At 44.7% G+C, this 12,220-nt stretch carries 7 protein-coding genes; 2 read left to right on the top strand and 5 right to left on the bottom strand.

What is annotated here, in order from left to right:
- Together urtB and urtA are read right to left on the bottom strand one after the other, a co-directional pair.
- Complete coding sequence (gene urtB / locus RXX31_RS06550) at positions 1-1,665, bottom strand: urea ABC transporter permease subunit UrtB (RefSeq protein ID WP_317588274.1); 1,665 nt, start codon at positions 1,663-1,665, stop codon at positions 1-3.
- Between the two features lie 152 nt (positions 1,666-1,817).
- Positions 1,818-3,092 (bottom strand): urea ABC transporter substrate-binding protein, encoded by a 1,275-nt coding sequence (gene urtA / locus RXX31_RS06545; RefSeq protein WP_317588273.1) that lies wholly within the window; start codon positions 3,090-3,092, stop codon positions 1,818-1,820.
- Between the two features lie 468 nt (positions 3,093-3,560).
- On the opposite strand from urtA, the gene RXX31_RS06540 reads away from it, so the two are divergent.
- Together RXX31_RS06540 and RXX31_RS06535 are read left to right on the top strand one after the other, a co-directional pair.
- Positions 3,561-6,791, top strand: coding sequence for an ATP-binding protein (locus RXX31_RS06540; protein WP_317588272.1), 3,231 nt, complete (start codon positions 3,561-3,563; stop codon positions 6,789-6,791).
- On the top strand, positions 6,769-7,671 hold the full coding sequence (locus RXX31_RS06535; RefSeq protein ID WP_317588271.1) for a response regulator: 903 nt from the start codon (positions 6,769-6,771) through the stop codon (positions 7,669-7,671). The genes RXX31_RS06540 and RXX31_RS06535 overlap by 23 nt, the downstream gene beginning before the upstream one ends.
- A 76-nt stretch (positions 7,672-7,747) precedes the next feature.
- On the opposite strand, the gene RXX31_RS06530 is transcribed toward RXX31_RS06535, so the two are convergent.
- The 3 genes from RXX31_RS06530 to RXX31_RS06520 all read right to left on the bottom strand — a co-directional run bounded on the left by RXX31_RS06530 (position 7,748) and on the right by RXX31_RS06520 (position 12,219).
- Positions 7,748-8,356, bottom strand: coding sequence for an alpha/beta hydrolase (locus RXX31_RS06530; protein WP_317588270.1), 609 nt, complete (start codon positions 8,354-8,356; stop codon positions 7,748-7,750).
- Between the two features lie 313 nt (positions 8,357-8,669).
- The gene (locus tag RXX31_RS06525) at positions 8,670-11,261 is read right to left on the bottom strand and encodes a mechanosensitive ion channel domain-containing protein (RefSeq protein WP_317588269.1); all 2,592 of its coding nucleotides are present in this window, start codon (positions 11,259-11,261) and stop codon (positions 8,670-8,672) included.
- Between the two features lie 430 nt (positions 11,262-11,691).
- Positions 11,692-12,219, bottom strand: a complete 528-nt coding sequence (locus RXX31_RS06520) for a chromate transporter (RefSeq protein ID WP_264906005.1) — start codon at positions 12,217-12,219, stop codon at positions 11,692-11,694.
- Position 12,220 lies beyond the last annotated feature (1 nt).

Here is a 12,220-nt window from a genome sequence, read left to right as displayed (position 1 = left end):
TTAACCCTCCGCCGAGCGACCCTTCTGAGGGAACAAGCCTCGGGGTTTCTTCTGAATAAATAGAATGATAAATACAAGCACCAGGATTTTAGCCAGAACGGCACCAGCCCAAGGCTCCATCACTTTGTTAGCGATACCAAGCGACATACCAGCGACGAGAGTTCCCCACAAGTTGCCGACACCACCAAACACCACGACCATAAATGAATCGATGATGTACGCCTGACCTAAATTTGGTCCCACGTTGGTGAGCTGACTAAGCGCGACACCGGCAATGCCTGCAATACCAGAACCGAGACCAAAGGTCATTGCGTCAACCCATTCCGATTTCACGCCCATTGCTCTCGCCATACTGCGGTTTTGCGAAACGGCGCGAACTTCAATGCCTAAACGGGTGTAACGTAATACTGCAAACAACAGAGCAAAGACGATCAAACAGAAGATGATGATGTAGAAACGGTTCAGGGTCAGACTTAGCAGCGGGTTAATTTCAATCACACCTTGCATCCAGTCCGGTGTTGATACCGAACGGTTCAGTGGAGAGAAAATCGTACGTACGGTCTGTTGCAAAACCAGACTGATACCAAATGTCGCTAGCAACGTTTCTAATGGTCGACCGTATAAGAAACGAATCACTCCTCGCTCTATTAATATGCCGACTGCTGCTGAAACTAAGAATGCCACAGGTATCGAAACAACGATCGACCAGCCAATGTGGTTTGGCATCAGCGTCTGGATAACGTATGTGGTGTAAGCGCCAAGCATGATCAGCTCACCATGCGCCATGTTAATGACGCCCATGACACCGAAAGTAATTGCCAGACCTATCGCAGCAAGCACCAGAACGGAACCTAAGCTCAGCCCAAAAAACAATGTTTCACCAAAATGTGCCAGACTGACGCGCTGCTCGATCAAATCGAGCGCTTTGTTCGTTGCACTGGTGAGTGCTTCATTTGGTTCTGTTGCTAAAAATTGGGTAAGTGCATTGCGCGCAGTGGGTTGATAGCTATCGCCCAGCGTTGCTATCGCAGTTTCTTGTATCGACGTATCGTCTGAGTGCTCTAACTGATAAATCGCTAGCGCCGTATCCAACACTTGTTGGACATCGGAATCTTCTTCACTAGTGCGAGCATTTTCCAGCAAAGCATAAGTGTGTTCATTCAAGTCACCCATCAACTGTGTGACCGCATTGATACGCGCACTGGGATCGGGATGACGAATATTCAGCGCTGCCAACTGGGCTTTGATCTCGCCACGAATCTGGTTATTAATGCCAATTTTCTTAACTGAGCGGCGTTTGACTAACTGTGGCTCTGCCGACTCTTGGGCAAAAAGAGGGGTGACTAAATACTGACTGCCCTTTTTCTCGAGAATTTTGACCAGTTGCTTGGACTCTTTATCAAGATAGATATCACCGCTGAATAGGAGCTCGAGAACTTGAATTGAACGCTCGTCGCCACTCTCTCCAATGTTGATAACAGCCTGGCTGATTTGATCATAGTCGCGTGTCGCAAGACGTTGTAGCTCACTCTCTAACCCTGTCGTTGAGGCTAGAGTTTGAGCAGATATAAATAGGCTAAAAAGAACAACGGTAACATGCGAAGCCGAGGAAAATATCCCATGGCAACATTGAGTTAGTCGCTGAAAAATGGATGCGTAAAACATCGTAGGCAAACCTCTGGTTAAACGAATATTCTTCTCGAGTGAACGGAAAAATAAACAAAAGACTCGAATAAGTGACAGTGCCACGTATGAGTTAAAGGCACTGTCACTAACGTTTAACGATTGAACTCTGCTATGAGAGCGTGATGGTCAACTTAGAAGTTTTGACCAGAACATTTGCCAGTTTTGGTGTTGTAGTTACCGCAAGATAACGGTTGACGCCAATCCGAGATGAGATCTTTTGAACCCGGTAGGAAATCTGACCATGCATCACCAGCCACTAATCCCGACGTTTTCCATACGGTTTCAAACTGACCATCGTCTTGGATTTCGCCGATAAGAACGGGTTTGGTGATATGATGGTTAGGCATCATTGCGGAGTAACCGCCAGTCAAATTAGGAACGGTCACGCCGACAAGCGCATCACCAACAACAGCTGGATCGGTTGTGCCTGCTTTCTTAACTGCCTCAACCCACATGTTGAAACCAATGTAATGCGCTTCCATTGGGTCGTTGGTTACGCGCTCATCGTTCTTGATAAACTTATGCCATTGTTCGATGAACTCATCATTCACGTCAGATTCCACGCTCATGAAGTAGTTCCATGCCGCCAAATGACCCACTAAAGCCGAGGTATCCATACCGGACAATTCTTCTTCACCTACAGAGAACGCCACTACTGGAATATCATCTGCAGAGATACCCTGGTTACCCAGCTCTTTGTAAAACGGTACGTTTGCGTCACCGTTGATGGTAGAAACCACTGCTGTTTTCTTACCTGTAGAACCGAATTTCTTTATATCCGAGACGTTTGACTGCCAATCCGAATGACCAAATGGTGTGTAGTTGATCATGATATCGGCTTCAGCCACGCCTTTTTCTTTTAAGTATGCTTCAAGAATTTTGTTGGTAGTGCGCGGGTAAACGTAGTCTGTTCCGGCTAAAACCCAACGCTCTACGCCTTGATCAAGTAGGTAGTCAACTGCTGGAATGGCTTGCTGGTTTGGCGCGGCACCCGTGTAGAATACGTTTTTCGACGACTCTTCACCCTCGTATTGAACTGGGTAGAACAATAGGCTATCGAGCTCTTCAAAAACAGGAAGGACAGACTTACGAGACACTGACGTCCAACAACCGAAAACCGCATCAACTTTGTCTTTGGAAATTAATTCACGTGCTTTTTCCGCAAACAAAGGCCAATCAGAAGCGGGGTCTACCACCACAGCTTCTAGTTTTTTACCCAGTAAGCCACCTTTTTTATTTTGTTCATCAATCAGCATCAACATCGTATCTTTGAGTGTTGTTTCACTGATTGCCATGGTGCCCGATAGAGAGTGAAGTACACCAACTTTAATAGTGTCTTCTGCCATTGCGTATCCACTCAGTAAAGATGCTGCCAATACCGAAGTCGCCAAGAAATTCCGTTTCATTTGTCTTCTTCCTTTCATTAATTTGTTGATAACAAATACTAATTCACGTCGCGATGGTGCTTATCCATTGGATTCGCCTGCTGACTAAATGAACGAAAATAAGTATCGGATAGAATATAAAATTTGAATATGCGCGGTTCGTGCATAAAAACTACGTATAATTACGCATAGGTAGAAAGATAAATGCGAGCTATAATTGCGCGCGTACAAAACGCACAGGAAGTGCATTTGATGGTTTGAGATACAGCATCGAGAAGGTTAAAAGTGCTGTATTCAGACAACGCTGTTAATTCTCAAGGATGAAGAGTTATCTCTATACAAAAAGTCCCAGTAAACCGACGTAAGTACAACAAGTTAGTTGGCAACGAGCTGCTCGAAGATTTCGCATTACGCTTTACCGCAAAGCGTGCACGAAAATGGTCTGCCAGCTGGATTGCCAACACCGCGCTCGGTATCGTTTCATTTCTGGTGCTTGAGGCACTAGGGGGGACGATTACACTAAATTACGGTGTAACAAATTCACTCTGGGCTATATTCGCTGTTGCTTTAGTCGTCATTTTTTCCGGTATTCCAATCTGTTATTACGCAGCAAAGCACGGTGTCGATATAGACTTACTTAGCCGCGGAGCCGGGTTTGGCTATATTGGCTCTACCATCGCCTCGCTCATATACGCCTCATTCACCTTCATCTTCTTTGCTCTCGAAGCGGCGATCATGTCAATGGCGATCGAACTGTTGTTTGATATCCCTTTGGCTATCGCTTACGTGATCAGCTCCGTCCTCGTTATTCCCCTTGTCGTACTTGGGATTACCAATATCGGGCGCTTTCAAATGTGGTCTCAACCTATTTGGCTGATGCTACAAATCATACCGTTGATCTACGTTTTTACTCATGAAGACGCCAAGATTGATGAATGGCTAAGTTACACAGGCGTAAACGATGTTAGTCCTGACTTCAACTGGCTACTTTTTGGCTCTGCTTCAGCAGTACTGCTTGCCGTTGTCGCTCAAATAGGTGAACAAGTCGATTTTCTTCGCTTCCTTCCCGCCAAAGAACGTTGCGGTAAATTAAAGTGGTGGAGCGCGATGTTGTTAGGCGGCCCCGGTTGGATGATCTTTGGCTCGATGAAGCTGGTTTTAGGCAGCTTTTTAGCCTGGTTAGCGATTAGCCATGGCGTGCTTCCTAACTTGGCGGGCGATCCCGCACACATGTATTTCACCGTGTTTAGCTATGCGTTGGACAACACCCAACTGGCGTTACTGGCCGCTGGCCTGTTCGTGATTATTTCTCAGTTAAAAATCAATGTGGCGAATGCTTACGCAGGTTCTCTCGCCTGGTCCAATTTTTTCTCTCGCCTCACCCATCATCATCCCGGCCGAGTGGTTTGGATGGTGTTCAACGTCTTGATCGCCCTACTTCTGATGGAGCTTGGCGTGTATCAGCTTATCGAACAGACCTTACAGGTCTACTCCGTGCTGGTATTGGCATGGATAGGGTCAATTGTCGCTGATTTGGTGATCAATAAACCTTTGGGGTTGAGCCCCAAAACCATCGAGTTCAAACGCTCTAAACTCTACGATATTAATCCGGTCGGTGTGGTGTCAATGTTGATAGCATCGGTCATCGGCATTACGGCGCATCTCGATTTCTACGGCGAGATAGCCAGAGCTTTTGCCTCTTACATCGCTTTCGCGTTACCGTTTTTGACAGTGCCACTCATCGCATTACTTACCAAAAGCCGTTACTACTTGGTTTGCAACGATACTCTCGCATCCAGCGCAGAAGAAGAACACCAGTGCTCAGTCTGCGAACATACTTTTGAACATGAAGATATGGCGCTATGCCCGGCGTACGGCGGTCACATCTGTTCGTTATGTTGTTCATTGGATGTACGCTGCCATGATAACTGCCGCCCTTCGGCAACGTTTAACGCACAATTAAAACACGCACTTTCACCTTATTTTTCATCGAAATGGGTTAATCGGCTCTCATCAACCATCGCTCATTTTGTCATTGTCATGCTGACGGTAAGCTTAGCGATGGGAAGCATCCTGGCTCTGGCTTATTCTCAAATCCCTCAGCTAGAGCAAATGCATATGGATTCCATCTCAAGTGGATTGATTAATGCCTTTGCCCTTTTGCTAATTCCAATTGGTATCATCAGTTGGTTGTTCGTCTTAGCTCGCACAAGCAACCGAACGGCAGTCAAAGAATTAAAGTCTCATACCGTGCTACTGACTAAAGAGGTCAGTGCGCACCACAAGACCTCTCAGGCATTGCAGCAAGCCAAGCGTTCAGCAGAAACGGCAAATAACGCCAAAAGCCGATATCTTGCGAGCCTGAGCCACGAGCTACGCACACCGCTCAATATTCTGCTTGGCTATGCGCAACTGTTGAGCTCAGACAATAAACTGGACAAACAAACGCGACAGTATGCTGAGGTTTTAAAACGTAACGGCAAACATCTGTCAGATATGATTGAAGGCTTGCTAGAGATCTCCAAAATAGAAGCCGGACGCTTAGAGCTTCATCGCGACGAATTTAGTCTCACCGCACTGCTGGAGCAGCTCGTCGATATGTTCTCAATGCAGGCGAAACGCAAAGGATTGGCGTTTGAGTTTGAAGCCTCGGGTTACTTGCCAACCTTTGTTGCAACCGACAAGCAGCGCTTACGTCAGATACTCATTAACCTGCTGGGTAACGCGATCAAATATACCGAAAAAGGCACCATTATCTTTAAAGTGAGCTATCGCAATCAGGTTGTGCATTTTACGGTGCAAGACACGGGCATTGGTTTGTCTGAGCACGATTTAGAGCTGATATTTAAACCATTCGAACGGGTTAAGAACCAAAAAACAGAAGCAATTCTTGGATCCGGGCTGGGACTAACCATCTCGAATGCATTAGCGGAGATCATGGGCGGTGAAATTTCCTGCACCAGTAAAGTCGACTACGGCAGTGCATTCGTATTAAAGCTGATGCTCCCAGAAGTGAAAGATGGACGTCCAGAACCGGAGTTATTAAGTGATGCCGTTATTGGCTACAACGGCGAACGTAAAACGATTATGGTCGTTGATGATATCGAAGATCAGCGCCAGCTTATGTCGAGCATTCTCACTCCCCTCGGCTTTAATGTTTTGTTAGCGGAAAATGCGCCACAAGCGCTTAAACTGGTGAAACTGCATCATGTCGATCTTTTTATGCTGGATATCTTCATGCCACAAGTAAATGGCTGGCAACTAGCAATCCAGCTGCGCAAGGAAGACTTCCGCCAACCAATCCTGATGTTATCCGCGAACATTCAAGAACTGGAAACCAATAACCAGCGACAACGTTACCATAATGACTATTTAACCAAGCCCGTTTCTGTACCCATGCTGCTTGCCAAGCTGAATCGTTTACTCGACATTGATTGGCTTTATGATGAAACCAACGGGCAAGCAATAAACATTGGGACTGAAAACGCGCAACCACAACACCAAACGCTGCCAAGTTTTGAGCAACTGGTTAAGCTCCGTGAATACGCCGAAATCGGCTTTATGTCCGGAGTAAGTAGTGAGCTAGAAAAGATTGAACAGGGCCTGACTGGAAATAGCGATTGGATCGAAAAGCTAAAACAACACCTGCAGGAATGTAATTTCAACAACATTATTCTGCAAATAAACGGAATGATTAATGAGCATTATAACAAGCAATAACATTACAGTGTTGGTCGTGGATGACTCACCTGAGTCTCTCAGCATGTTAAACGCCGCATTGAATCAGGCGGGACTGACAGTACTCGTCGCCCTCAACGGCGTTCAGGCTCTCACTATTGTTGAGAAAGTGCAGCCCGACGTAATATTGCTTGATGCCATCATGCCCGAGATGGATGGATTCGACACCTGTGTTCGGTTGAAAGAGCTTTTACCTTCGACGCCTATTATCTTTATGACGGGCTTAAATGGCTCGAAACATGTCATGCGTGGTTTCGAATCCGGTGGGACGGATTACATCACCAAACCTGTCGTTCCCGATGAAGTACTGGCTAGAATCAAAGTCCATAGCCAATCTGCCCGCCTGGCAAAGTCGGCCCAAGCTGCCTTAGATTATGCAGGACAATATATCTTTTGTGTCTCAAGTAACGGGAACCTGGAATGGGCGACGCCACATGCTCAGGAGTTGCTCTCCACACTGGGTGACGACTTTTCTGCCACATGGCAAAAGATCCAGCAGGATATTGCGATCTGGTTGATGCAGTCCCCTGCTGATACGCCACTCACATTAAAACAATTTTCGCCGCCATTAGAAGCCAGCTATGCGGGCGACTATAACCGTATCCATTCGCTGGTTCGTATTTCTACACCGAAACAAAACGGAACAGAAAAAGATCTTCAAGACCATTTGGGTTTAACTAAAAGAGAATCACAAGTGCTCTACTGGCTTTCATTTGGTAAGACCAACTGGGAAATCGCCCAGATTTTAGAGATGAGCCCTCGAACCGTGAACAAACACCTTGAACAGGTATATAAGAAGCTCGACGTCGATAACCGTACCTCAGCGGCAAGTGTATCAATCAGAATCTTAGAACGAGCCTAAGAAAGCTTAACAATCCTGCGCTTGAGCACTTTTACTAAGGCAGTAAAAGTGCCAACGTTATCCGGGGATTGACGGATTATTCGCTAAAACACTTCTTAATAAATTCCGCTGCAGCCATCGCCCCCTCTGGGGAAATAGTATGTTGTGTGTGATCTTCGTAACGAGCTTCCACTGTAAAACCTAAGTCCGTCAATTGCTCTTTCGCTTTCTCACTTTCTGACCATGGAATAACAGGATCACTTTTTCCGTGGACAAGAAACACGGGTGTCTCGCAATTTTTTTCATAAGGTTGAGGAGAAGATAGACGCCCAGAGAACGCGACAACCCCTGCCAGCGGATAGCGATTCCGCACTAACGCATCTAAAGACATAATCGATCCCTGCGAAAAGCCAACAAACACAATCTTGTCTCTGTCCGGCTCAATGCCTTGCTCTGAGAAAATCTGGCTAATCGTCTCATCAAAACTTTCTCTGGCTTGATAAATTCGTTGTGGGCGATTTTCAGCCGTCACTCCAATCAGGCTAAACCATTGAAATCCTTCGCCACCCTGATCAAAATGAAACGGTGCGTCAGGAGACAAAAATACGGTATCTGGCAGTACAGGCTTCCAGAAATCACCCAGCGCACTTAAATCTTTACCATTGCTTCCGACACCGTGAAGCAAAATCACCACTTGTTTCGACATAACGATTAATCCTTTATCCGGTTTTAACCCCCATACTAACCTAAGCCATTGCAATAATTAAATTGTGTTTAACACCATGGTTAACAACACAATTCGTATTTCTTAAACTTGTCGGCAGTTACTGCGCCAGGGTGACAAATACTTGAATTGCTATCTGCCCATCCACGTGCTCGACAAACGTTCGATTTATGCAACAATCTGTTGACTGAAAGTCAGTTTTATTCATATTTATCAATCATTCATACTCTTTCCTGAAATTAAAAGAATAAAAAGACAATAAATATCAACATGTACCGAAGGAGTATGAATGATATCACTGGCTGTTTTGCTGCGGTTGATCTTTCACATGCACATCAAGTTGTGGGAAAGATATTTCAACACCGTTCTCTTTAAACAGCTGATTGATCTTTTTGTTCACTAAATGCAGTGTCGGTAGCCGATCATCGATTGAATTGATATAAAACCTAAGCTCAAATTCCAAACTGCTGTCACCAAAAGTTAGAAAATAAACGCACGGCTGTGGATTACTCAGAACAAGCGGAGTCTCTTCTGCTGCCTTATACAATAAGTCCTCCACTAAATTTATATCCGATCCATACGCCACTCCAATAGGAATCACAACCCTTGTCACTGAATCAGTTAACGACCAGTTAATCAACTTATCGGTAATAAACACTTTGTTGGGGACAACAATTTCTTTATTGTCCCAATCGATGATGGTGGTTGAGCGCGTTTGAATTCTGCTGACTGTGCCAGAAAGTTCATTAATAGTGACCGTGTCCCCTATCCTTACCGGCCTTTCAAACAGCAATATCAGACCAGAAATAAAATTCGCAAAAATTTCCTGCAGACCAAACCCTAAGCCAACACCGATGGCCGCTACTAACCATTGCAAGCGCTCCCATTCGACACCTATCGTAGTAAATGCGATGACGATACCGATCATTAATATAATGTAGCGAAGTAACGTGGTAATGGTGTATCCCGTCCCCGGAGCAAGGTTCATCCTGCGTAAAACCAGTAACTCTAAAAGACCGGGAATATTGCGGATACTTACAAAGGAAATAACCAAAGTAAGCAGCGCATACATAACTGATTTCAAGGTGATATCGACCACTTCAGCCCCACTACCCGCCGACGGAGTTGCCTGCCATAACACAACATTATCCATCCAGTTGGTTAACTCTAGCTGACTCGACCATATCGTCGACAGAACGGTGACCAATAAGATCAGACTCAACCCCTTTAACAACGTCATTGACTGCTCGCTGATTACAGCCTTATCCAGTCCTTGTTCTTCAGAGTCAAAAGGTGTGGCATCTTCAGGTAAGCCCTCACTTTCGCGAGCAATTTTTTCTTCCCGCCGAGCAAGAAAACGCTGATAACTTAATTGCCTTTGCTCTAAAATCAACCAACGCTCACCCAATTGATAAACCAAAAATACGCCGATTAGCGCGAATACATTGAGTTGCTGAAGAATGAGGATCTTCCACGAACCAATGTACAAACCCAACACCGCCATGGTGATAACAACAAAGAAAGAGCCAAGGACGAAATAATAAACCACGAAGAAGCCGACCCCTGATTGAAAAAATGCAGGAAGGTGGGTATTAACATCGGCTAAATTTAATGCGCTCTTGTAAAGTACGAAAAGCAAAATAACCACGAACAAATAAAGAATACGTAGAATTTCAGCTTCATTTTCTTGAGAAACTAAACGGAAAAATTCGAACAAAACCAGAATGACAAGCAATGGAAACATGATCATTCTGATTCGGTGATGCACCGTGTGGCAAACATCCTTAGACCAGCGAAAATGCAACTCAAGCATCCCTTTCTTTCTGCTCAAATGATACAGAAAGCTCACACTCCATAGCAGGGTGAAACTCGCAATCATGATTTCATCAAACAGCACTGCTGGATGACGTGCCCAAATGAGCTCTAGAAACCAAACGCACGTGAAGAAAAATGCCGGCAGTATTGAGGCAGCGATAAATGTAATGGTTAAGACAATAATACTGTTTGAAAAACTGTCTTTTAACGGGTTACCAAACACCTTTTCTTGCCGCTGCGAGACAAGATCAAGCTTTAACCTCGACCACCAATTTAAGAAAAGCAATATCAGTGAGAGTCCGCCAAAATAGAGTAATGAGACGCGAAGTTTCGATAAATAGACATTTTGAGAAATGGAACGGAGTGGCGAGGCCACACCAAATAACTTTTTGCTGTCAAGGTTGAACATGTTTTCCCAAATCGGCGAGCTACTGTAGGTCCAAACTTGGCGTTCTTTAAGGAAGGCTCTGGCTTCTTCCAAAGCAACAGAGTAATCCCCAGACACAGCAATCAAAGTGTCAACTTGATTTGAGAGCGCCTTGTATAAAGAAATCAATTGCTGAAGTTTTTCTAAATCAACATATTGTGCTGAGCTAGCACTGACTCCACTTGGCAACCTAGCAGCCCTTTCGGCCTTAGTCATCTCGTAAAGTCGGATATTGACCTGCGAGCGATAATCTTGAAGCCGTTCAATATTGATTTGTTTAGGCAACTCTTGCAGCATTGTCCTGGTGTAAGATCCGAATGCCATCGTCTTACTCAGCCAATCCAGATTATTCTTTATTACCTCAATTTCTTCGGTAAGTGAGGCATACTCAAGGCTTATCCTTTCTAAATCAGAGGACATGTTTTCTACCTCTGATTTAACCTTATCAATCTCTAATTCAATATCATGCGAGTTGATAACGTAATTTTGGTCAAACTGGATTTCCGTCTCTATGAAACTTTTTCTGTCGAAAACTTGAGAGTCTGCCGTGTCACCTTCCCTGGTAAGAATATAGATGACAATCGACAAAAAAATCATAGCCATGAATGCAATGATGTATGAGTAGATTTCCTTTTTTCTAATCACAACCACCTCTCACCAATCGACAAGCAATTTCCTGATCAAATCTTAGTCAAATATTCAAAACTGAATTGCCTGCTATAAATCTAATCGGTGAATTCAAGGCATTATTTCAAGAGGTTATGATCTTTATCACTGCTTCGTTCAATAAATTCAGGCCTTCAGACACTCAATTTGTGTTTTATTAAGGATCCAGAAGGAAAATTATGGTTTGTAGGCGCTGCTTGTTTTCGTTACCTGACACACAATGTACTAAGGCAGATTCCTCTACCTTAGTACGCTAGGCTGATGAAGCGAGTTTTGAAGATAAGAATTAAGGATGCGTTAAAAATAATAACAACGCGCACAGATCCAGTGCTGGAGTTTAAAAACGGGGCCGATACATTTTGTATCGGCCCCGTTAAATATTTACATAGTCTGTTTAAAGAAGTGCAAACTAGAGCAAGAATGCGCCGTAGGCTAGACTTGCGCAAATCACATAAGTTGGGTGCACTTTGAATTTTTCCAGACACAGACCGGCAACGACAAATAGCAACGCAAAATGTCCCCAGCCAGCTTCGCCACCAGACATGATCAGTTTGTAGCTCAGCAATAGCATCAAGGTGAAGATGATCGGCAGTACCCATGCGCCTAACGCTTTTACTTTTGGCGAGTTACGGTATTTGTACAGTACACTCATCGCCAGCACCATGATGATAATGGTAGGTGCTACCGTCGCGAACACGGCGATACATGCGCCAATCGTTCCACCAACTTCATAACCGATGTAACCCGCCATTTTCGTCGCAATCGGACTTGGAAGCGCGTTACCTAAGGCGAGGACTTCGGCAAACTGACTGGCATTCATCCAACCATACTGGCCAACAACTTGTGCCTCGATTAGAGGAATGATTGCAGGACCACCGCCATAACCGACGATGTTAGGAATAAAAAATGCTAAGAAGATATCGATATAAAGTTGCATG

Origin of the sequence: Vibrio sp. EA2 (genome assembly GCF_033042495.1) — a bacterium.
GTDB lineage: Bacteria > Pseudomonadota > Gammaproteobacteria > Enterobacterales > Vibrionaceae > Vibrio.
Note: the sequence above shows the minus strand (reverse complement) of the source record. Positions and strands in the feature narration are given on the sequence as shown.

Excerpts from the sequence above, each read along its gene's own strand:
- urtB (WP_317588274.1), bottom strand. The coding sequence starts at position 1,665 with ATGTTTTACGCATCCATTTTTCAGCGACTAACTCAATGTTGCCATGGG.
- urtA (WP_317588273.1), bottom strand. The coding sequence starts at position 3,092 with ATGAAACGGAATTTCTTGGCGACTTCGGTATTGGCAGCATCTTTACTG.
- RXX31_RS06535 (WP_317588271.1), top strand. The coding sequence starts at position 6,769 with ATGAGCATTATAACAAGCAATAACATTACAGTGTTGGTCGTGGATGAC.
- RXX31_RS06530 (WP_317588270.1), bottom strand. The coding sequence starts at position 8,356 with ATGTCGAAACAAGTGGTGATTTTGCTTCACGGTGTCGGAAGCAATGGT.
- RXX31_RS06520 (WP_264906005.1), bottom strand. The coding sequence starts at position 12,219 with ATGCAACTTTATATCGATATCTTCTTAGCATTTTTTATTCCTAACATC.